Genomic DNA, 20,040 nt, shown 5'->3' with positions numbered 1-20,040 from the left:
TTTGCAAAAACATGCCCAAAGAGGATGAATACATGACCCAGGCCCTGCAGGAACTCGAAGCACAACTTCGGGACCTGAACATCAAGCTGTCAGAGGCGAAGCAGAAGGAGAAGCAAGCCGCGCTCGCGGCGTTCAAGGAACAGGTCGAGTTGCTGGGAATTTCGCAACAGGAAGTGCTGAGCGCGCTCGGCTACATCGTCCAGCGCAAGCGCAAGGCGCCTGCCAAGTACTACGATCCGTCGACCGGCCGCTCATGGTCGGGGCGCGGCCCGCGGCCGAAATGGCTCGAAGGCAAGGATCTCGAAACGCTTGCGGTCGATCGCGAGGCCAAGACCTGGTGGCCCGGGGACGATCAGGGCTGAAGCCCGTCGCATTGCAAGACCATCCGGCGCCGCCCGGTTCGCGCGGGCGGGCCGGCCGGCAATCCTCCGCCTGCCCGCTGTCTTTCATCCGGTGTCCGGCCTGATCGCGACATCGCCGGCCTCGCCGCCGCACCGGATCGACGTTTTCCCTTTTCTTTTCTCTTTTCCGCTCGTTGCCTGTCATTTTCCGCCTGCCGCCCCGCCAGCGCGGGCCGACGTGCGTCCGCCTCCGTCGTTCGCGGGCACAGGCCTTAGAATGTCGCCGGACATTCGTGGCAGGACACCATGGCAGCAAACATGAAATCTTCGGCGCTCGGCGGCCCGTCGGCCCCGCGCGTCGAGCAGGTCGGGGCGTACGCGTGGAAAGCGCTGGCCGGGTCGGCGATCGGCTATGCGATGGACGGCTTCGACCTGCTGATCCTCGGCTTCATGCTGCCGGCGATCACGGCGGCGTTGCACCTGACGCCCGGGCAGGGCGGCGCGCTGGTCACGTGGACGCTGGTCGGCGCGGTCGCGGGCGGCATCGTGTTCGGCGCGCTGAGCGACCGCTACGGGCGCGTGCGCGTGCTGACCTGGACGATCCTGCTGTTCGCGATCTTCACCGGCCTGTGCGCATTCGCGCGCGGTTTCGAGGATCTGCTCGTCTATCGCACCATCGCGGGCATCGGCCTCGGCGGCGAGTTCGGGATCGGCATGGCGCTCGCGGCCGAAGCATGGCCGGCAGCCAAACGCGCCCGCGTGTCGTGCTACGTCGCGCTCGGCTGGCAGGTCGGCGTGCTGCTGGCCGCGCTGCTGACGCCGTTGCTGCTGCTCCACATCGGCTGGCGCGGCATGTTCGTGGTCGGCGTGCTGCCCGCGCTGCTCGCGTGGGTGATGCGCAACAAGCTGCACGAGCCGGAAGCGTTCGTGCAGCGCGCGACGCAGCCGAAATCCAACGCGTTCCGCATGCTCGTCGCCGACGGCCGCACCGCGCGCACGAGCGTCGGCATCGTGATCCTGTGTTCGGTCCAGAATTTCGGCTACTACGGGATCATGATCTGGCTGCCGACCTTCCTGTCGAAGCAGATGGGCTTCTCGCTGACGAAATCGGGGCTGTGGACGGCGGCGACCGTCGTCGGGATGATGATCGGCGTCTGGGTGTTCGGCCAACTGGCCGACCGCATCGGCCGCAAGCCGACGTTCCTGCTGTACCAGCTCGGCTCGGTCGTGACGGTCATCGCCTATGCGCGGCTGTCGGACCCGACGGCGATGCTGTGGGCCGGCGCGCTGATGGGGATGTTCGTCAACGGGATGGTCGGCGGCTACGGGACGCTGATGTCGGAAGGCTATCCGACGGCCGCACGCGCGACCGCGCAGAACGTGCTGTGGAACATCGGCCGCGCGGTCGGCGGCTTCGGCCCGGTCGCGGTCGGCGCGCTCGCCGCGCACTACTCGTTCCAGACAGCCATCGCGCTGCTCGCCGGCCTGTACGTGCTCGACATGGTCGCGACGCTGTTCCTGATCCCCGAGCTCAAGGGCGTCGAGCTCGAATGAACACGGTGCGTGCATGCACCGCCACGATTTCACCGGAAACCACGATGCAACGGAACAACAGGACGATCGGCGTGATGGGCTCGGGCAAGGAGCCGTGGCTCGCGTTTTCGGAACCGCTCGGCGCGTGGCTCGCGCAGGCCGGCTTCAACCTGCTGACGGGCGGCGGGCAGGGCGTGATGTTGGCGGTCGCGCGCGCGTTCGCCGGCGTGCCCGGTCGGGCCGGCCGGTCGATCGGCATCCTGCCGACACAGGCCGATCCGGTCGCGGGCTTCGTGCCGCTCGACGGCTATCCGCATCCGTTCGTCGACATTCCGGTCCTCACGCCGCTGCCGCGCCGCGAACCGGGCGCCGCGCCGGGCACGATCAACCGCAACTACGTGAACGTGCTGAGCAGCGACCTGATCGTCGCGCTGCCGGGCGGGCCCGGTACCGCCGAGGAAATTGCGCTCGCGCAGCGCTGGCGCAAGCCGCTCGTCTGCTTCGGGCCGGACGGTGCGTTTCGGTCGCTTGCCGCGGACGCGGTGTGCACGTCGTCGCTCGACGACGTGATCCGGTTCATCGACGATGCGTTTGCGGCGGAGCAGGCGCAGGCGGGTCGATAGTTCACGGGATCGATGCGATTCCTTTCGTCGGAATGCGCGTGTGTCGTTCAAGACGAGAACGCATGACGACCTGCGCAGCGACGGCGTCCGCCGATCTCAGCCGCCGGACGGCCCGGGTCGGCTGAAGCGCTGCTCGACGACCTCGGTCCCCCACTGCGTGCCCGCGCTTTCGCTCGTCAGCGCAAAGCCGAACGACTCGTACAGATGGCGTGCGGCATCGAGCCCCTTGAAGGTCCACAGATAGGTTTCGCGAAACCGGTGCTCGTCGACGAAACGCATCGCGAGCGTCATCAACTGACGCCCGACGCCCGAGCCGCGCAACGCGTCGTTGACGATGAACCAGCGCAGGTGCGCGACGCCCGTCGCAGGGTCGCCGTCGATCGCGAGCGACGCGAGCGTCCGGCCGTCTTCCCGGCACAGCCAGAGCGCCTTGCCGTCGGCCGGCAGCGCACCCGCGAAGGCGGCCAGCTCGGTCGCCACGCGTTGTTCGAAGAAGGCGCCGAAACCCCAGTGTTCCGCATAGAAGCGCGCATGCAGGCTCGCGATGTCGCCGATGCAGCCCGGCTGATAGCCCTCGCGAATCGACGGCGCGTCGGCAGGCGCGACGCTCGCCCTGGCCGCGTTGTCCTGGGCGAGCGCATCGGCATACAGCGCGAGCGAACGCAGCAGCGCCTGCTGGTCGGCTGGAATCATGCGACGCAGCGCATTCGACACCTGGTCGGTCGCGAACGTGTCGATTCTTTTCTGAAGCTTTTTGCCTTCGGCGGTCAGGTACAGCTCGATCGCGCGCGCGTCCTCGCTCGACACGCGCCGCTCCACGACGCCGGCCGCTTCGAGCCGCGCGAGTTGCCGGCTCGTGTTCGACTTGTCGAGCCGCAGGATCGCGCCGAGATCCTTCGCGTTGATGCCGGGCGCCATCCCGATCTCGAGGATCGCGTGCACGGCCGACGGCGCCCAGTCGCTGTCGGCCAGCGTCGCACGCATGAAGCCGAGCTCGCGCACCAGTTTGCGCGAGAAGTCGCGCAGTTCGAGGATGGTCGCGTCGCGCGGCTTGGCCGGTGCGTCGATGAGGTCCATGGTTACCCCTGAAAGGTTGCGTATCGCAATCAATAATAGTTGCGAGTCGCAACTTGAGCAAGGCGGATTTTCATGCGGGACCGATTGCTTCGCAGTGGCGCTTGCGCGCGGCCGGTCGGCCAGGCCGACGAGACGTGGGGGGCAGCCGGAACGGCGCGCTCGCGACTGGTACAGAAGCGGATGGCCCGGCGCGGTGAAGTGGCCGCATACTGGCCGGAGCTGGCCGGCCTGCGAGCAGGGGCATCGACCGATCCTCGATCGACGGCCGCGGACCACGGAGATCACCATGAACAAGCTGTTGCCGATGACGATCGCGTTGCTTGCCGGGAGCGGCATCGGGGCGGCGCCGCTCCATGCCGCCGGCGCGATGGACGCGCCGCCGTGCAGCGCCGCGCATGCGGCGGATTGGGCCGGCGGGAACGGCGCGATGCCGGGCACCTCGGTCCGCAGCTTCTCGACCGCCGGGTGTTCGGGCGCGGTATTGCAGGGCGACCGGGCTACTGCGACGGTCGACGGCGACAGGATCGAGTTGCGCGACGGCGTCGTCTATGTGAACGGGCGATCCTATGGCGCGGTCGCGCCGGCGCAGACGGTCGAATACGAGGCCGCGCGCGACCGGCGCACGTTGAAGGTCGACGGAAAAGTCCGCACGCCGCAGCGCTGAGGCGGATCGCGTGTGCCGGAAAAACGGATGACGGTTGTCATTGCAGTGGTTTTCGCCGCGCGATGCTCGAACGACCACGATGACATTTTTCCAAAACGCGCGGCATCGATCCGCTTCCCGAAGCCGGCGCCACGAAGCGCCGGCCCGGGCGCGACTCAGGACGTGGCGACCGCCGCAACCGCCTCGGCCGGGCTGCCCGGCGGCTGGCCGGTTTGCCGGCGCGATCGGCCCGAGCTGAGGTACGCGGCGATCGAATCCTGCGTGATCTCGCCGAGCCACGCCCCGTCGGGGTCGAGCACCGGCATCCATGACACACTGTATTGATACATCTTCGACAGCACGATGCGCAGGTTGTCGTCCGCCGCGACGCCGGCCGGGAACGGCGTCACGCGTTCGCCGCACACGCCGCCGCCGTCGGTGCGTGCCGCGCGGCGCGTCACGTAGCCGAGCGCCCGGCCCGCGTCGTCGAGCACGGTCAGATAGCGGCAGTCGGTTTCGTCCATGACCGCCAAGGCATGCGCGAGTGGCGTATCGACGCGCGCCGTTTCGGGTTGCGTCGCGGCGTCGCCGGCCTTCACGAGCAGCAGGCGCTTGAGCGTGCTGTCCTGGCCGACGAACTGCGCGACGAACTCGTCGCGCGGGCGTGCCAGCAACGTGTCCGGGTGATCGTACTGCACGAGCTGGCCGCGCCGGAACACGGCGATGCGATCGCCCAGCTTGATCGCTTCGTCGATGTCGTGGCTTACCATGATCACGGTCTTGTTCAGTTGCCGCTGCATCTGGAAGAACTCGTTCTGGATCGATTCGCGGTTGATCGGATCGACCGCGCCGAACGGCTCGTCCATCAGCAGCACGGGCGGATCGGCGGCCAGCGCGCGAATCACGCCGATGCGCTGCTGCTGCCCGCCCGACAGCTCGCGCGGATAGCGTTTCAGGTACAGCTTCGGATCGAGCGCGACCATCGACATCAGGTCGCGCGCGCGTTCGGCGCAGCGTTTCTTGTCCCAGCCGAGCAGGCGCGGCACGACGGTGATGTTCTCCTCGATCGTCATGTTCGGAAACAGCCCGATCTGCTGGATCACGTAGCCGATGTGACGCCGCAGGTCGACTTCATTGAGTTGCGCCGTATCCTCGCCGTTGATGAGCACGCGGCCCGACGTCGCGGCGATCAGCCGGTTGATCATCTTGAGCGTGGTGGTCTTGCCGCAGCCCGACGGGCCGAGGAACACGCAGATTTCCCCTTCGGGCACCGACAGGCTCACGGAGTCCACCGCGCGTACGGCCTGGCCGTCCTTGCGCGTGAAGGTCTTGGTCAGTTTGTCGAGTTCGATCATGTCTTCTGCACTCCCTTCGGTGTCAATGCACGTTGCAGCATCTGCAGCAGCCGGTCGGCGACGATCGCGAGCAGGCTCACGAGCACCGCGCCCACCAGCAGTTTCATCATGCTGCTCTGGCCGATCGCACGCAGGATCAGCGTGCCGAGGCCGCCCGCGCCGATCACGGCGGCGATCGTCATCACGCCGATGTTCATCACGACCGCGGTGCGCACGCCCGCGAGAATCACGGGCACCGCCAGCGGCAGCTCGACGAGGCGCAGGCGCTGCCACGACGTCATGCCGATGCCGGTGCCGGCTTCCTTGATCCCCGCCTCCACGTTGTGCAACGCGAGGTAGGTGTTGCGCATGATCGGCAGCAGCGAGTAGAGGAACACGGCGGTGATCGCGGGCGCGGCGCCGATACCCTGGCCGAAGCGCGAGAACAACGGGATCATCAGGCCGAACAGCGCGATGGACGGCAGCGTGAGCACGAGCGTGGCAATGCCGAGCAGCGGCCCGGCGAGCCAGTCGTGGCGATTGATCAGGATACCGAGCGGTACGCCGGCGACGATCGCGCAGCCCACGGCGATCGCGACGAGCCACATGTGCTGCAGCGTGAGCTGCAGCAGCTCGGGCCAGCTCGAAGCGAGATAGTCGAATACGCTCATCGGTTGCTCCTTCAAGGTAGCGGGTGGGTACGCAGGAATTCGTCGGCCACGTCGCGCGGCGATTTGCCGTCGAGATCGACCGCCTTGGCCATCGCCTGCATCGCGTCGTTGTCGAGCGCGGCCGACAGCGCGTTGAGCTGCGTCGCGAGCTTCGGGTTGTGCGCGAGCGTGCCCTGGCGCACCACGGGCGTCGCGTTGTACGGCGGGAAGAAGTGCCTGTCGTCCTCGAGCGGCACGATGCCGAAGCCCTTCACGCGTCCGTCGGTCGTGTAGACGAGGCCGATCTTCAACTGGTTGTTGTGCAGGGCCGTATAGACGAGCCCCGGGTCCATCTGCTTCAGTTGCGCGCGGCTGAACTGCATGCCGTAGGCGGCGAGCAGCGGCTTGAGGCCGTCGGGGCGATTCGCGAATTCCGCGTCCATGCCGAACACGTAATGCTTCGCCGCCGGATCGGTCTTCAGGTGCTCGGCGAGCTGCGACACCGTGCGGATGCCGGTGGCCTGCGCGAGCTGGCTCGGCAGGCCGATCGCGTAGGTGTCGTTGAGCGGCGACGCGTCGAGCCACACGAGCCCGCGCGGCACGTCGAGCGCCTTGACGCGCCGGTACATTTCCTCGGGCGACAGCTTGTCCTGGATCTTGTTGTAGACGAGCGCCGCGGTGCCCGTGTAATCCCACATCAGGTCGAACTGGCCGTTCTCCAGCGCGCTGCGGGCGAGCGTACTGCCGAGCCCGGCGCGGACTTCGACGTCGTAGCCGCGCGAGCGCAGGTACTGCGACGTGAGTTCCGCGAGCACGTATTGCTCGGTGAAGTTCTTCGCGCCGAGCACGAGCTTCGCGGCGAATGCCGGCGTGCTGGCCGCGACGCACAGCGCGCCGGCGGCGCACAGGCGTGCGAGCGATCGAAGGATGCGATGAAGCGTCATGCGGCACCTCCGTGGCGTGCGAGCCAATGGCGGCTGCCGGCCGCGACGATGCCGTCCAGCACCAGTGCGAGGATCGCGGTGAGCGATGCGCCGAGCAGCAGCAGCGGCTGGTTGTCGAGGTAGATGCCGGGGAAGATCAGCGAGCCGAGGCTGTCCGCGCCGATCAGGTAAGCGAGTGGCGCCGTCCCGACGTTGATCGCGAGCGCGGTGCGCACGCCGCCGACGATGATCGGCAGTGCATTGGGCAGTTCCACGCGAACCAGCGACTGCCAGCCGGTCATGCCGATGCCCTTGGCGGCCTCGCGCAGCGCGGCCGGCACGTTCTTCATGCCTTCGTAGGCATTGCGCGTGACGGGCAGCAGCGACGCGAGGAACAGCGCGACGATCGCGGGCACGTTGCCGATGCCGAAGATGCCGAGCGCGATGGCGAGCACCGCGAGCGACGGGATCGTGTTACCGATGTTGAAGACCTGCATGAAGCGCTCGGCCTGATGCTGGAATCGCGGCCGGCTCAGCAGCACGCCGGCGGGCACGCCCACGGCGATGGCCAATGTCATCGAATAGACGACCAGCAGCATGTGCTGGCCCGCGTAGTAGGCGAGATCGTCCGCGCGCTGATGGAACGTTTCGGCGCCGATGCCGCGCGCCAATGCCCATCCCACGGCGATGATTGCCACCAGGCTGCCCACCAGCTGGACAGTGCGTCGAGTCATGAAGATACGCCTCCTCGATTCGGTGCGGCGCGCGCAGGCGCACGCCGCGATGACGCCGCATGGCGTCGCGATGGAAGTTCGTGATCCCGGCATGGCCGCGATTGAACTGACGGAAACAGTGCTGCCGGCTGCACCGAGGTGCGGCTGGCGGTCGGGTGAACGCAACGACGCGTTCGTCTGATTGTCAGGTTCAGCCCGGCGGCGCCGTAACGGCGAGGCGCGTTCGAGCAGGGCACCGTCTTGTGAAGACGGCATGGATGCGGGCGGCTGGAAGCCGACCGCTGGGGCCGGAGGCCCCTTTGACGTGGCGAAACGGATGCATGCGCAACGAAGTGCGAAATGACATCACGTTGCGCACGAGATCATGCGTTTTGTGATGAAGTTGACGCGAGTATAGAACAATCGATAAATCGCGTCTACCCGCGGACGATCGCGGCGATGCGTCGCCGGGAGCGCGGTAGCGAAGTGCTGCGTGCGTAAAAATTGATTCGAAGACCGAATCAGTTCGGTAAAACCGTCGTCGCGGCGCACGCGTGCCGATCACGTTGGTCGGCAGTCGCGCGATCGTCGGCGCGCCCTTCCCGCGCACGCCGAGTGCCGCGCGATATTCGACGACTTCGATTCCCGCGACGCGCGTGAACGACGAATACCGCGCATCGGGTTCACGCGTCGGCGTCCGACTCCGAGCGCGGCGTCTTGCCGGTCCAGCGCCGGTACGCATGGCGGAAGCTGCGCGGCTCGCTGTAGCCGAGCCGCTCGGCGATCGCGGCGACCGTCAACGCATGATCGTCGAGCAACCGCACGGCTTCGTCGCGACGCACGTCGTCGAGCAACGACTGGAACGTGATGCCGTCCTTGTCGAGCCGTCGGCGCAGCGTGCGTTCGGTCAGATGCAGCGCGCCGGCGAGCGCCGTCATCGACTTGAAGCGCACGAGGTCGCGCGCCATCAACTCCTTCGCGCGATCGGCGAAGCGCGTGCCGACCGACGCGGCCCACTGCCGTTCGAGCACCTCGCACTGGCCGTGCAATGCATTGAAGCTGACTTCGTTCGCGAGACGCGGCGCCTCCGTGCCGTCCACGGACGTGAACACGAGCCGGTTGTCGGCTGCATTGAAGACGACCGGGCAGCCGAAGTGGCGCGCGTAGTCGGCCGCGTTGCGCGGCGTGCGCCGCGCGAGCTGCACCTGCTCGGGCCACACCGGCTTGCCGACGAGATCGGACACGATCAGGCGCAGGCTCGACAGGCACATGTCGGCCTGGAACACCTCGAGATCGGGCTCGCCGTTGTAGCGGCCGATGGTCACGCTCATGCCGCCGGCGTGCGCGTCGATGCGCACGTCGAAATACAGCCCCATGAACAGCGGAAACTGGCCCATGCAGCGGAACGCCTGCATCACGGAGCCGCTGATCAGCATCGCGTAGCCGGCGAGACCCAGCGTCGACACATGCAGCCGCGCGCCGATCGACAGCCCGATCGACGGTACGCCGCTGCAGCGCAGCAGGTTGCGGAAGCAACGTTGCTCCTGGCCGCGATTCACGTGCAGGTTCGGCGACGCGACTTCGTCCGCGCCGAGGCCGGTGCCTTCGAGCAGCGCGGCGCCGTCGATGTGCCGCACGCGGCACTCGTCCAGCGCGACCGCGATCGCGTGGACCGTGGCGGGAATGTCCTCCTGGCGTCCGGCCGGGCGCGCGAGGCCGAGCGCCGAACGCAGGCTGCGCTCGGCCCGACTCTGGTTTCGTTGGGAACGGCTGTCCATGGTGCCGATGCGGTGACGGGGTCGCACAGAACATAGCCGGAATGTCCGCAAAACGCCAGTGCGGCACAGCAGCATGCAGGGCGGAATGGCGCGATGCGCGACCACATGTCCGGAAATATCCCTCGATTACGTCCGCTTTTCTCATTCGTCGTCGATTTTTTGGCGCACCACACTTTCTTCCAGTCGTGCCCCGCCGGCAGCGCCGGACGCACGCGTGTTGAAGTCATGGACGCCACCCACGTGAGGACAGCATGGACAACGACAGGCCAGGTCGAACCGCATCGGCCGCCGCGATGCATGAATGCGGCGCGGACGCGCAGCGCGGCGACACGGACGCACGCAAGTCGCATCTGCTCGGACTCTCGACGCTGGTGATCTTCGGCCTCGCGTACATGCTGCCGATGACGGTGTTCACGACCTACGGCCTCGTCACGAGCGAGACGAACGGGCATCTGACGGCCGCGTACGCGGTCACGCTGATCGCGATGCTGTTCACCGCGCGCAGCTACGGCCACATGGCGCGGCTGATGCCGAGCGCCGGGTCGGCCTACACGTTCGCGAGCCGCAACTTCGGTACGTCGGCCGGCTTCATGGTCGGCTGGGCGTTGCTGATGGATTACCTGTTCATCCCGATGATCAGCTACCTCGCGATCGGTATCTACATGAAGCAGATCTTTCAGGCGGTGCCGGCCAGCGTGTGGATCGTCGGCAGCATCGCGCTGATCACCGGGCTGAACATCGTCGGCATCCGGCTCGTCAATCGCGTGAACCTGATCCTGATCGCGAGCCAGCTCGTGTTCATCGCGGTCTTCGTGATCGCGTCGGCGCACGTCGCGGCCGGCGAAGGGCTGTCGATGGCCGTCGCGTTGCCGTCGTCCGGCGATGCGCGCGCGATCTTCGCCGGCTCCGCGATCCTGTGCCTGTCGTTCCTCGGCTTCGATGCGGTCACCACGCTGTCGGAGGAAACGCGCGAGCCGCGGCGCACGGTGCCGCGCGCCATCCTGCTCTGCACGCTTGCGAGCGGTCTGCTGTTCATGCTGATCGCATATGTCGGGCAACTGGTGTTTCCCGACTGGCACGCGTTCAAGGATCTCGATTCGGCGAGCCTCGACCTGATGCGGCGAGTCGGCGGCCGCACGCTGTCGGCGTTCTTCGTGGCGGTGTACGTGGCCGGCTGCTTCGCGAGTGCGATGGCGGGCCAGGCGAGCGTGACGCGCGTGCTGTTCGCGATGGGCCGCGACCGCGTGCTGCCCGAATCCGTGTTCGGTCATCTGCATGCGCGGCTGCGCACGCCGGTGCGCGCGACGCTCGCGGTCGGCGTCGTGTCGCTGTCCGCGCTGTTCATCACGCTCGATCTTGCGTCGACGATGATCAGTTTCGGCGCGCTCGTCGCGTTCGCGATCGTGAACCTGTGCGTGATGCGCAGCTATCTGGGCCGGCCGGAGCATCGCCACGCCGCGGGCTGGATCGCGTACGGCCTGATGCCGGCGATCGGCTTCGCGATGAACGTGTGGCTCTGGTCGGGGCTGTCGCGCCAGACGTTCTATGTCGGCATCGGCTGGCTCGTGCTCGGGCTCTGCCAGCTCGTATGGCTGACGCGCGGCTTCACGCGCCCGGCGCCGACGTTGTCGATGAATTGAATGGCCGGCATGCGCGATGCCGGTTTTGAAACCCTGAAGGAGGAGTGATCCATGCACGCTGTTGACGTCAATTCCGCTGCGGACCTGCAGGCGCTCGGCAAGCGCCATCTGCTGATGCACTTCACGCATGCCGATGCATACCGCGAGAACGCGCTGACCGTGTTCGACCGCGGCGAAGGCTGCTGGCTCGTCGACCGCAACGGCAAGCGCTATTTCGACGGGCTCGCCGGGTTGTACTGCGTGCAGGTCGGCTACAGCCACGGCGCGGAGATCGGCGATGCGATCCGCGAGCAGATGGCGCGGCTGCCGTTCGCGACCAACTGGGGCGTGGGCCACGAACCGGCGATCCGGCTCGCGCACCAGCTCGCCGCGCTCGCGCCAGAAGGCTTGAACCGCGTGTTCTTCACGTCGAGCGGCTCGGAGTCGAACGAGTCGGCGATCAAGCTGGTGCGCCAGTATCACCAGTCGCGCGGCGAGCCGCAGCGGCGCAAGTTCATCGCGCGGCGCGTCGCGTATCACGGCACGTCGTTCGGCGCGCTCGCGCTGAACGGGATGACGAACTTCCGCAAGCATTTCGAGCCGCTGATGTCGGGCGTGCGCCATGTGGGCAACACGAAGCGCTACGGGCGCCCGGCGGGCGAGACGGAAGCGCAGTTCACGCGCCATCTGCTCGACGAGATCGAATCGCTGATCGTGCAGGAAGGGCCGGACACGGTCGCCGCGATCGTCGTCGAGCCGCTGCAGAACGCGGGCGGCAGCCTGACGCCGCCGGCCGGCTACGCGGCCGGCCTGCGCGACATCTGCGACCGGCACGGCGTGCTGCTCGTGGCCGACGAGGTGATCTGCGGGTTCGGCCGGCTCGGCGAGTACTTCGGGTCGGCGCGCTACGGGCTGAAGCCGGACATCATCACGTTCGCGAAAGGCATCGCGTCGGGTTACGTGCCGCTCGGCGGCGTGATCGCGAGCGACGCGGTCGTCGACACGGTGCTCGACGGGCCGCAGCAGATGTTCCTGCACGGCGCGACGTACGGCGGCCATCCGGTCGCATGCACGGCCGCGCTCGCGAACCTCGCGATCATGGAGCGCGAGGGCGTACTTGCGAACGTTCGTGACAACGAAGCGGTGTTTCGCCAGACGCTCGACGGGCTGCTCGAACTGCCGTGCGTCGGCGACGTGCGCGGCGACGGCTATCACTACTCGCTCGAACTCGTGACCGACAAGGCCGCGCGCCGCTGGGCGGCGGGCCTCGGCGCGCAGGCGTTCGTGTCGACGATACTCGCGCCGGCGATCTTCGACGCGGGGTTGCTGTGCCGCGCGGGCGTCGACCACGAAGGCACGCCGATCCTGCAGTTCTCGCCGCCGCTCGTGATGTCGCGCGACGAGATCGTCTGGTTCGTCGCGCAGATTCGCGACATCCTCGTCGAGTCCTACGCACGGGCGACGCGCTGAGCGGCAGCCTTCATTTCAGGAGCATTCGATGCGAACGTCACAACAGTCCTACATTGACGGCCAGTGGCTCGATCCGGCCGGCGCGCGATCGATCGACGTGATCGACCCGGCCACCGCGCGGCCGTATGCGCGGCTCGCGATCGGCGGCGCGATAGATGTCGACCGTGCGGTTGGCGCGGCGCGGCAGGCCTTCGACACGTATTCGTGCTGGTCGGTCGACGAGCGCGTCGCGTTGCTGAAGCGCATCGTCGAGATCTACCAGCGCCGCTACGAAGAGGTCGCGCAGACGATCAGCCAGGAAATGGGCGCGCCGATCGCGTTCGCGCGGGCAATGCAGGCCGCGGTCGGCACCGCGCATCTCGAACAGACGATCCGCGCGCTGCAGTCGTTCCGCTTCAGCACGCAGACCGGTTCGCTGCTGGTATCGCACGAGCCGATCGGCGTGTGCGCGCTGATCACGCCGTGGAACTGGCCGATCAACCAGATCGTGTGCAAGGTCGCGCCGGCGCTCGCGGCCGGCTGCACGATGGTGCTCAAGCCGAGCGAAATCGCGCCGTTCAGCGCGATCCTGTTCGCGGAGATCCTGCACGAAGCGGGCGTGCCGCGCGGCGTGTTCAACCTCGTGCACGGCTACGGGCATGAAGTGGGCGACGCGCTGTCGCGGCATCCGGAGGTCGACATGGTGTCGTTCACGGGTTCGACGCGCGCGGGCGTCGAGGTCGCGAAGGCGGCGGCCGATACCGTGAAGCGCGTGCACCAGGAGCTCGGCAGCAAGAGCCCGAACCTGATCCTGCCCGATGCGGACATCGAGGATGCCGTCACACGCGGCGCGCGTAGCTGCTTCAGCAACAGCGGCCAGTCGTGCAACGCGCCGACGCGCATGCTCGTGCACGTCGATCATCTGGCGCGGGCCGAGCAGGCGGCGCGCCGGGAAGCGGAACGCACCGTCGTCGGCGATCCGCGATCGACGGAAACCGGCATCGGGCCGGTGGTCAGCCGCACGCAGTTCGATCGCATCCAGCAGTTCATCCGGCTCGGGATCGAGGAAGGCGCGACGCTCGTCGCCGGTGGCCCCGGCCGGCCGGAGGGGCTGACGGACGGGTTCTACGTGCGGCCGACGGTGTTTTCGAACGTCACGCCGGGCATGACGATCGCAACCGAGGAAATCTTCGGGCCGGTATTGGCGATCATGACCTACCGGACCGAGGACGAGGCCGTCGCGCTCGCGAACGATTCGGTCTACGGGCTCGCGGCCTACGTGCAGTCGAAGGACCTCGAACGCGCACGCCGGATCGCGGCGCGGTTGCGCGTCGGTAACGTCCACATCAACTACCCGGCGTGGAACCCGGCCGCGCCGTTCGGCGGCTACAAGCGCTCGGGCAACGGGCGCGAATACGCGGAGTTCGGCCTCGTCGAGTATCTGGAAACGAAGGGCACGACCGGGTACACGGAAGGCGACGCGCGATGACGATCTGATCGACCGCGCTCAGCGGCAGCGGCCCGGCACATCGCGACACTCTGGCGCAGGAGAAGCCCTCGGGCCGCCGCGAAGCGGTCGGCCCTTGCAGCCCTCGACGCCACGCCGCATGTGCCGCCGCTCAGCGTTCTTCCGGGTCCGCCGCGGCCGTACCGGATTCGGCGACGGGTGCGGCGGCGGCCCGCCTGCGGATCTCGGAATCGAGGATCAGCCGCCCGCGCAGCTTGCCTTTCATCCGCTTCACATGCTTGGGCGCTTCGGTCATGTGCTCGACCATCAGCGCACGGACGCGTTCGACATCGCGCTCGCGCGCGGCCTGCAGGATCGCCTTGTGGATCGATACGTTCGCCTCGCCGAAGCGCTTGTGCTCGGCGAGCGGCGTATCGTTCCGGAACTCGATCAATTGCCGGATCATCTCGTTGATCAGTTCGCAGCTGAAGCGCAGGAACGGATTGGGATTCGCGGCCGCGAGGATGTCGTGGAACGTCGTGTCCTCCTGCCGCTGACGCAACATGTGGCCGCGGTCGTGCACGCCCGACCCGCCGTCGCAGCACGCGATGTTGGATTCCAGCGCCGCGAAGTCGCGCTCGGTCAGGTGCGGCACGGCGCCGGCGGCCAGCTCGGGTTCGAGCAGCTTGCGCACCGTATAGATGTCGTCGATCGTCACGTCCTTGAAGAACAGGTAGTTCTGCAGCAGCTGAAGCGTGCGGTCGAGCGGCACCTCGACGACCATCCCGCCGCCCGACGGCCCTGTCGTGACCTTGATGAGCCCCTGCACCTCGAGCGATTTCAGCGCCTCCCGGATCGTGCTCTTGCTCACCGCATAGAGCTGCTGCAGCTCTGCCTCGCGCGGCAGGCGGTCGCCCGGCTTCAGGTCCTTCTCGGTGATCAGCCGCTTGATCTCCTCGGCGACGAGGTCGGCCCGCTTCGGCTGCTTGATTTCGACCGCGAGGCCCGCCCTGGCTCGGTCCATGACCATCTTCACGACTCCTTTGTCTGACCGCGCGCCCGCGTCATCGTCGACGATCGGTCCCGGCGCGGGTACGGAATTTTGCCTGATTGACACCAATTTTGATCAACTCTAGCATCAGGTTCATTCTATTTATCATGATAAATAGGATCAACCGGCGGCGCGCATCGAAGAGTGGCGTGGGCACGGTTTGGCAGTCGGTCGTATCGCGTGTGTCCCCCTCATGAGGAGCGTCAACTTGAATCGCCGAGAACTGTTGAAACTGGCCGCGCTGTCGGCCGTGCCGGGCGCGCTCGGCAGCATGTCGTCCCGGGTCGCGTTCGCGCAGGGCGCGCCCATCCAGCTTGCCTGCCCGGTGCCGATGTCCGGCCCGTTCGCCGCCAACGGCAAGTACGCCGATCTCGGCATGCAGCTCGCCGTCAAGCAATACGGCAAGGTGCTCGGCGCGCCGCTCGCCTATACGGCGCTCGACACCGAGGGCAAGCCCGCGACGGCCGTGCGGCGCGTGCAGGAGATCGCGCAGCAGAAGGGCGTGCGTTTCTTCGCGGGCGGCATCCTGTCGTCCGAATCGCTGGCGATGGGCAAGGAAGTCCAGAAGGCGGACGGCGTGTTCATCACGACGGCCGGCGCGGACGAGATCACCGGCAAGGACTGCAACGCGGCGACGTTCCGTTGGTCGGTGCCGACCTTCGGCGCGATCGAGCAGACGGTGCGCCCGTTGATCCAGATGCTGCCGAAGGCGAAGCGCTGGTACACGATCACGCCGCAATACGTGTTCGGCGATGGCCTGCTGTCGGCCGCGAAGGCGGTCTTCAAGGAGAAGGGCATCGAGCACGTCGGCAACAGCTATCACTCGCTCGCCGAAAAGGAGTTCAGCGGCTACCTGACGAATGCGGCGGCCGCGCAGCCGGACGTGCTGCTGATCCTGAACTTCGGCTCGCAATCGTCGGACACGCTGCGCCAGGCCGTCAGCTTCGGAATGAAGCGCAACTGCACGATCCTGCTCGCGTGGGCATCGGGCCTCGAGCAATTCGAGGCGCTCGGGCCGGACATCTGCGACGGCGTGTATTTCGGCGCGCAATACTGGCACGGCATCGATTCGCCGCTGAACCGCGATCTCGTGAAGCGCGCGAACGCCGCGTTCAAGGCGAACCCGAACTACAGCCTCGCGGGCTCGTACATCTGCTCGAAGATCCTGATCGACGCGATGGTGAAGGCCGGCAGCGCCGATCCGAAGAAGGTCGTCGCGGCGATGGAAGGGATGAAGTACGACGGGCTCACGGGCCCCGAGGAAATCCGCAAGGGCGACCACCAGGTGCTGAAGAACTACTACCTGCTGAAGGGCAAGCCGAAGAGCCGGATGAAGAACGCGGACGACTATGCCGACATCGTCAGCTCCGGCCAGTCGTTCCTGCCGCTCGACAAGACGGGCTGCAAGCTCGCGTGACGCCGTGCATGCGTTCGCGGCGCAGCGCGCGCCGCGGGCGTCCGTTCCCTTCCTTTCCGACACGGAAGCCATGAACGTCTATCTGCTGCAGATCGTCAACGGCATCGGCGTGGGCATGCTGTATTTCCTGCTCGCCGTCGGCCTGTCGATCGTGTTCGGCCTGCTGCGCTTCGTGAATTTCGCTCACGGCGCGTTCTATCTGCTTGGCGCGTATCTCTGCTACCAGGCGCTGCAATGGTCGGCGAATTTCTGGGTCGCGCTGGCGGTCGTGCCGCTCGTCGTCGGCGCGTTCGCATGGATCGTCGAGAAGCTGGTGCTGCGCCACGTGTACGCGCAGCAGCACGAATTCCACATCCTCGCGACGGTCGGCCTCGCGCTCGTGCTGCAGGAGTGCGCGATCCTCGCGTGGGGGCCGCTCGGCGACAACGTGCCGCCGCCCGACGCGCTGAACGGCGTCGTGATCTGGGGCGGCTTCGTCTACCCGAAGTACCGGCTGTTCGTGATCGCGTTCACGGCCGTGCTCGCCGCGTTGCTGTGGTGGGTACTCGAAGGTACGCGGCTCGGCAGTACGGTGCGCGCGGGCAGCGAGTCGACGGAGATGGTGTCGTTGCTCGGCATCAACGTGACGCGTGTGTTCAGCCTCGTGTTCGCGCTCGGCGCGGCGACGGCCGCGCTGGCCGGCGTGCTCGCCGCACCGATCCGCGGCGTCGATCCGTTCATGGGGATCGAGGCGCTCGGCGTCGCGTTCGTCGTGGTCGTCGTCGGCGGGATGGGGAATTTTCTCGGTGCGCTGGTCGGCGGGCTGCTGGTCGGCATCGTGCAGAGCCTGATGAGCACGCTGTGGCCGGAAGGCGCGCGGTTGATGATCTACGTCGCGATGGCGGCCGTGCTGCTGCTGCGTCCGAACGGTTTGCTGGGGAGGGCCGCATGATCGATTCGTCGAAACCGTTGCCGCCGGGCGCGGCGGCGTCGCAACGCCTGCGGCCGTGGCGTGGCCTGCTGCAGCGGCCGGAAGGCTGGCTCGCGGTGGTCGCCGCGTGCGTGTTGCCGCTCGTGTTGAGTTCAGGCTCGCTCGCGACCGAAGTGCTGGTGTTCGCGCTCGCCGCGCTCGGCTGCAACCTGCTGCTCGGGTACACGGGCCTGCTGTCGTTCGGGCAGGGCATCTTCTTCGGGCTCGGCAGCTACGCGGCGGGGCTGGTGCTGACGCGCGGTGTCGCATCGGTGAGCGTCGCACTGCTGGCGGCGGCGGTGCTCGGCGCCGTCGCGGCCGCACTCGTCGGCTGGTTCTCGATCCGGCAGCGCGGCACTTACTTCGTGATGCTGACGCTCGCGTTCGGGCAGTTGTTCTACTTCCTCGCGTATACGACGCCGGATGTGACGGGCGGCGACAACGGGCTGCTCGACATCCCGCGCCCCGCGCTTGCCGCGTTCGGGCATCCGCTCGTCGCGCTGGATTCGCCGTGGCGCTACTACGGCTTCGTCGCGGTGCTGTTCGTCGCGGTGTTCTGGCTGCTGCTGCGCGTGTCGCGCTCGGTGTTCGGCCGCACGCTGCTCGCGATTCGCGACAACGAGGCGCGCGCGGCGGCGGCCGGCTACGACGTGAAGCGCTTCAAGCTCGCGGCGTTCGTGATCTCGGGCGCGGTCACGGGCCTGGCGGGGGCGTTGCACGCGCTGATGACGGGCATCGCGCCGCTGTCGAACATCGACTATCACACGAGCGAAATGATCCTCGTGATGACGGTGATCGGCGGCACGGGCAACCTGTTCGCGTCGGTGCTCGGCGCGGCGTTCTACGTGCTGTTCGCGGACTGGCTGTCGACGCTGTGGCCGCGCTGGCTGCTGCTGCTCGGCCTCGTGCTGATCGCGGTCAGCCTGTTCATGCAGCGCGGGTTGTGGGGGCTGGGCGAACGCATCGTGGCGTCGCTGCGGCGTGGCGATCGCGCGGCGGCCACGGTCAAGGAGCGGCAATGAGCGAAGCGATTCTCGAAGCACGCGGCATCGTCAAGCGTTACGGCAAGTTCACGGCGCTGGGCGGCGTCGATCTGCGCATCATGCCGCGCACCGTGCATTCGGTGATCGGCCCGAACGGCGCGGGCAAGACGACGCTGTTCCATACGCTGACGGGCACGCTGCCGATCACGTCGGGCTCGATCCTGTTCGACGGCCACGACGTGTCGCACGAACCCGATTACAAGCGCGTGCGGCGCGGCATCGCACGCTCGTTCCAGGTGACGAGCCTGTTTCCGAACCTGAGCGTGCGCGAGAACCTGCGCGTCGCCGCACAGGGCGTCGAATCGCGGCGGGCGCTGAATCCGTGGACGCCGCCGCGCGGCGCGCTCGCGCATGACGGCATCGTCGACGACGTCCTCGAGCGGCTCGGCCTGCAGCGCTTCGCCGATACGGCGGCCGGCGTGCTGTCGCATGGCCAGCAGCGCCGGCTCGAGGTTGGCATGGCGCTGGCGGCGCGGCCGCGCGCGATCTTCCTCGACGAGCCGACGTCGGGCATGGGCATCGACGATCTCGACGACATGAAGGCGCTGATCCGCGGCCTGCGCGACGACTACACGGTCGTGCTGATCGAGCACAACATGGGCATCGTGATGGACATCTCGGACACGATCACGGTGATGCAGCAGGGGCGCGTGCTCGTCGAAGGCAAACCAGATGCGATCCGCGGCGACGAGCGCGTGCGCAGCGCGTATCTCGGCAACATGATCACCGGAGGCCGCGCATGATGCTCGACGTGAAGGAGGTGCACGCGTGCTACGGCAAGAGCCACGTGCTGCAGGGCATTTCGCTGAACGTGAACGAAGGCGAGACGGTGACGCTGCTCGGCCGCAACGGCGCGGGTAAATCGACGACGCTGAAGACGATCGCGGGCGTCGTCGCGCCGACCGGCGGCACGGTGACGTTCGCGGGCCGGCCGGTGGCCGGGCAGCCGGCGCACCGGATCGCCGCGGGCGGACTGTGCTTCGTGCCCGAGCATCGCGGAATTTTCCGGCTGCTGTCGGTCGAGGAAAACCTGCGGCTCGGCGCGCGCCGCGATTCGCCGTGGCAGCTCGACGATATCTACCGGATCTTTCCGCGTCTGAAGGAGCGCCGCCGCAACGGCGGTGCGCAGTTGTCGGGCGGCGAGCAGCAGATGCTCGCGATCGGCCGCGCGCTGATGAGTCATCCGCGGCTGCTGATGCTCGACGAGCCGGTCGAGGGACTCGCGCCGGTGATCGTCGAGGAGATCGTCGAGCAGTTGAAGCGAATCAAGGCGGCCGGCGTCGCGATCCTGCTCGTCGAGCAGAACCTCGAAGTGTGCACGCAACTCGCGGACCGCCACTTCGTGATCGAACAGGGCGTGATCGTCTACGAAGGCAGCAACGCGGCGTTCGCGGCCGATCATGACGTGAAGGACCGCTACCTGGGTGTCGGTGTGGCATGAGCGCCGTGC

The 20,040-nt window shown here is 67.5% G+C and carries 20 protein-coding genes; 13 read left to right on the top strand and 7 right to left on the bottom strand.

Annotated elements, in window-relative coordinates:
• The first annotated feature begins 32 nt into the window (after positions 1–32).
• From BLS50_RS33685 to BLS50_RS33675, 3 genes are all read left to right on the top strand, one after another.
• Positions 33–362 (top strand): H-NS histone family protein, encoded by a 330-nt coding sequence (locus tag BLS50_RS33685; RefSeq protein WP_011549287.1) that lies wholly within the window; start codon positions 33–35, stop codon positions 360–362.
• Positions 363–647: 285 nt separating this feature from the next.
• Positions 648–1,895 (top strand): MFS transporter, encoded by a 1,248-nt coding sequence (locus BLS50_RS33680; RefSeq protein ID WP_074808249.1) that lies wholly within the window; start codon positions 648–650, stop codon positions 1,893–1,895.
• A 44-nt stretch (positions 1,896–1,939) separates the two neighbouring features.
• On the top strand, positions 1,940–2,497 hold the full coding sequence (locus BLS50_RS33675; protein ID WP_234044126.1) for an SLOG cluster 4 domain-containing protein: 558 nt from the start codon (positions 1,940–1,942) through the stop codon (positions 2,495–2,497).
• A 96-nt stretch (positions 2,498–2,593) separates the two neighbouring features.
• Here the strand turns inward: BLS50_RS33675 and BLS50_RS33670 are convergent, their stop codons facing one another.
• Positions 2,594–3,574: a bifunctional helix-turn-helix transcriptional regulator/GNAT family N-acetyltransferase gene (locus tag BLS50_RS33670; protein WP_074808245.1), complete on the bottom strand. Its 981-nt coding sequence runs from the start codon at positions 3,572–3,574 to the stop codon at positions 2,594–2,596.
• A 286-nt stretch (positions 3,575–3,860) separates the two neighbouring features.
• Between BLS50_RS33670 and BLS50_RS33665 the strand changes: the two genes are divergently transcribed.
• A complete protein-coding gene (locus tag BLS50_RS33665; RefSeq protein ID WP_074808243.1) occupies positions 3,861–4,238 on the top strand; it encodes a sugar ABC transporter ATPase in 378 nt (125 codons plus the stop codon).
• A 155-nt stretch (positions 4,239–4,393) separates the two neighbouring features.
• Here BLS50_RS33665 and BLS50_RS33660 read toward each other — a convergent pair whose 3' ends face one another.
• From BLS50_RS33660 to BLS50_RS33645, 4 genes are read right to left on the bottom strand one after another with little or no spacing between them, the layout of a single operon-like run.
• The gene (locus tag BLS50_RS33660) at positions 4,394–5,572 is read right to left on the bottom strand and encodes an ABC transporter ATP-binding protein (protein WP_027808150.1); all 1,179 of its coding nucleotides are present in this window, start codon (positions 5,570–5,572) and stop codon (positions 4,394–4,396) included.
• Positions 5,569–6,222 (bottom strand): ABC transporter permease, encoded by a 654-nt coding sequence (locus BLS50_RS33655; RefSeq protein ID WP_074808240.1) that lies wholly within the window; start codon positions 6,220–6,222, stop codon positions 5,569–5,571. Before BLS50_RS33655 ends, BLS50_RS33660 begins: the two co-directional genes overlap by 4 nt.
• Before the next feature lie 11 nt (positions 6,223–6,233).
• On the bottom strand, positions 6,234–7,145 hold the full coding sequence (locus tag BLS50_RS33650; protein WP_074808238.1) for a glycine betaine ABC transporter substrate-binding protein: 912 nt from the start codon (positions 7,143–7,145) through the stop codon (positions 6,234–6,236).
• On the bottom strand, positions 7,142–7,858 hold the full coding sequence (locus BLS50_RS33645; RefSeq protein ID WP_012337081.1) for an ABC transporter permease: 717 nt from the start codon (positions 7,856–7,858) through the stop codon (positions 7,142–7,144). The genes BLS50_RS33650 and BLS50_RS33645 overlap by 4 nt, the downstream gene beginning before the upstream one ends.
• Here BLS50_RS33645 and BLS50_RS33640 point away from each other — a divergent pair.
• Positions 7,857–8,039 (top strand): hypothetical protein, encoded by a 183-nt coding sequence (locus BLS50_RS33640; protein ID WP_023476396.1) that lies wholly within the window; start codon positions 7,857–7,859, stop codon positions 8,037–8,039. The genes BLS50_RS33645 and BLS50_RS33640 overlap by 2 nt on opposite strands.
• A 481-nt stretch (positions 8,040–8,520) precedes the next feature.
• Here BLS50_RS33640 and BLS50_RS33630 read toward each other — a convergent pair whose 3' ends face one another.
• The gene (locus BLS50_RS33630; protein WP_074808232.1) at positions 8,521–9,615 is read right to left on the bottom strand and encodes an AraC family transcriptional regulator; all 1,095 of its coding nucleotides are present in this window, start codon (positions 9,613–9,615) and stop codon (positions 8,521–8,523) included.
• 251 nt (positions 9,616–9,866) lie between these two features.
• On the opposite strand from BLS50_RS33630, the gene BLS50_RS33625 reads away from it, so the two are divergent.
• The 3 genes from BLS50_RS33625 to BLS50_RS33615 are packed head-to-tail and all read left to right on the top strand — an operon-like array spanning position 9,867 to position 14,172.
• A complete protein-coding gene (locus BLS50_RS33625; RefSeq protein ID WP_074808230.1) occupies positions 9,867–11,255 on the top strand; it encodes an APC family permease in 1,389 nt (462 codons plus the stop codon).
• A 51-nt stretch (positions 11,256–11,306) separates the two neighbouring features.
• Entirely contained in the window at positions 11,307–12,704 is a 1,398-nt protein-coding gene (locus BLS50_RS33620; RefSeq protein WP_012337078.1) for an aspartate aminotransferase family protein, read from the top strand.
• Between the two features lie 28 nt (positions 12,705–12,732).
• Positions 12,733–14,172, top strand: coding sequence for an aldehyde dehydrogenase family protein (locus BLS50_RS33615; RefSeq protein ID WP_074808228.1), 1,440 nt, complete (start codon positions 12,733–12,735; stop codon positions 14,170–14,172).
• Positions 14,173–14,302: 130 nt separating this feature from the next.
• On the opposite strand, the gene BLS50_RS33610 is transcribed toward BLS50_RS33615, so the two are convergent.
• A complete protein-coding gene (locus BLS50_RS33610) occupies positions 14,303–15,160 on the bottom strand; it encodes a FadR/GntR family transcriptional regulator (protein ID WP_011549274.1) in 858 nt (285 codons plus the stop codon).
• A gap of 229 nt (positions 15,161–15,389) precedes the next feature.
• Between BLS50_RS33610 and BLS50_RS33605 the strand changes: the two genes are divergently transcribed.
• From BLS50_RS33605 to BLS50_RS33585, 5 genes are all read left to right on the top strand, one after another.
• Complete coding sequence (locus BLS50_RS33605) at positions 15,390–16,598, top strand: ABC transporter substrate-binding protein (protein ID WP_023476392.1); 1,209 nt, start codon at positions 15,390–15,392, stop codon at positions 16,596–16,598.
• A 70-nt stretch (positions 16,599–16,668) separates the two neighbouring features.
• The gene (locus tag BLS50_RS33600) at positions 16,669–17,529 is read left to right on the top strand and encodes a branched-chain amino acid ABC transporter permease (protein ID WP_027808159.1); all 861 of its coding nucleotides are present in this window, start codon (positions 16,669–16,671) and stop codon (positions 17,527–17,529) included.
• Positions 17,526–18,569, top strand: a complete 1,044-nt coding sequence (locus tag BLS50_RS33595) for a branched-chain amino acid ABC transporter permease (RefSeq protein ID WP_011549271.1) — start codon at positions 17,526–17,528, stop codon at positions 18,567–18,569. Before BLS50_RS33600 ends, BLS50_RS33595 begins: the two co-directional genes overlap by 4 nt.
• Positions 18,566–19,333, top strand: a complete 768-nt coding sequence (locus tag BLS50_RS33590; RefSeq protein WP_074808224.1) for an ABC transporter ATP-binding protein — start codon at positions 18,566–18,568, stop codon at positions 19,331–19,333. The genes BLS50_RS33595 and BLS50_RS33590 overlap by 4 nt, the downstream gene beginning before the upstream one ends.
• On the top strand, positions 19,330–20,031 hold the full coding sequence (locus BLS50_RS33585; protein ID WP_074808221.1) for an ABC transporter ATP-binding protein: 702 nt from the start codon (positions 19,330–19,332) through the stop codon (positions 20,029–20,031). The genes BLS50_RS33590 and BLS50_RS33585 overlap by 4 nt, the downstream gene beginning before the upstream one ends.
• Positions 20,032–20,040 lie beyond the last annotated feature (9 nt).

This window comes from Burkholderia orbicola, assembly GCF_900100915.1.
GTDB lineage: Bacteria > Pseudomonadota > Gammaproteobacteria > Burkholderiales > Burkholderiaceae > Burkholderia > Burkholderia orbicola.
The sequence above is the reverse complement of the archived record's forward strand: the minus strand, read 5'-3'. Positions and strand labels throughout refer to the sequence as shown.

Coding starts and splice junctions, on each gene's coding strand:
- BLS50_RS33595 (WP_011549271.1), top strand. CDS start 17,526: ATGATCGATTCGTCGAAACCGTTGCCGCCGGGCGCGGCGGCGTCGCAA.
- BLS50_RS33675 (WP_234044126.1), top strand. CDS start 1,940: ATGCAACGGAACAACAGGACGATCGGCGTGATGGGCTCGGGCAAGGAG.
- BLS50_RS33610 (WP_011549274.1), bottom strand. CDS start 15,160: ATGGTCATGGACCGAGCCAGGGCGGGCCTCGCGGTCGAAATCAAGCAG.
- BLS50_RS33670 (WP_074808245.1), bottom strand. CDS start 3,574: ATGGACCTCATCGACGCACCGGCCAAGCCGCGCGACGCGACCATCCTC.
- BLS50_RS33585 (WP_074808221.1), top strand. CDS start 19,330: ATGATGCTCGACGTGAAGGAGGTGCACGCGTGCTACGGCAAGAGCCAC.
- BLS50_RS33615 (WP_074808228.1), top strand. CDS start 12,733: ATGCGAACGTCACAACAGTCCTACATTGACGGCCAGTGGCTCGATCCG.
- BLS50_RS33645 (WP_012337081.1), bottom strand. CDS start 7,858: ATGACTCGACGCACTGTCCAGCTGGTGGGCAGCCTGGTGGCAATCATC.
- BLS50_RS33660 (WP_027808150.1), bottom strand. CDS start 5,572: ATGATCGAACTCGACAAACTGACCAAGACCTTCACGCGCAAGGACGGC.
- BLS50_RS33680 (WP_074808249.1), top strand. CDS start 648: ATGGCAGCAAACATGAAATCTTCGGCGCTCGGCGGCCCGTCGGCCCCG.
- BLS50_RS33630 (WP_074808232.1), bottom strand. CDS start 9,615: ATGGACAGCCGTTCCCAACGAAACCAGAGTCGGGCCGAGCGCAGCCTG.
- BLS50_RS33600 (WP_027808159.1), top strand. CDS start 16,669: ATGAACGTCTATCTGCTGCAGATCGTCAACGGCATCGGCGTGGGCATG.
- BLS50_RS33640 (WP_023476396.1), top strand. CDS start 7,857: ATGAAGATACGCCTCCTCGATTCGGTGCGGCGCGCGCAGGCGCACGCC.
- BLS50_RS33665 (WP_074808243.1), top strand. CDS start 3,861: ATGAACAAGCTGTTGCCGATGACGATCGCGTTGCTTGCCGGGAGCGGC.
- BLS50_RS33685 (WP_011549287.1), top strand. CDS start 33: ATGACCCAGGCCCTGCAGGAACTCGAAGCACAACTTCGGGACCTGAAC.
- BLS50_RS33590 (WP_074808224.1), top strand. CDS start 18,566: ATGAGCGAAGCGATTCTCGAAGCACGCGGCATCGTCAAGCGTTACGGC.
- BLS50_RS33620 (WP_012337078.1), top strand. CDS start 11,307: ATGCACGCTGTTGACGTCAATTCCGCTGCGGACCTGCAGGCGCTCGGC.
- BLS50_RS33625 (WP_074808230.1), top strand. CDS start 9,867: ATGGACAACGACAGGCCAGGTCGAACCGCATCGGCCGCCGCGATGCAT.
- BLS50_RS33655 (WP_074808240.1), bottom strand. CDS start 6,222: ATGAGCGTATTCGACTATCTCGCTTCGAGCTGGCCCGAGCTGCTGCAG.
- BLS50_RS33650 (WP_074808238.1), bottom strand. CDS start 7,145: ATGACGCTTCATCGCATCCTTCGATCGCTCGCACGCCTGTGCGCCGCC.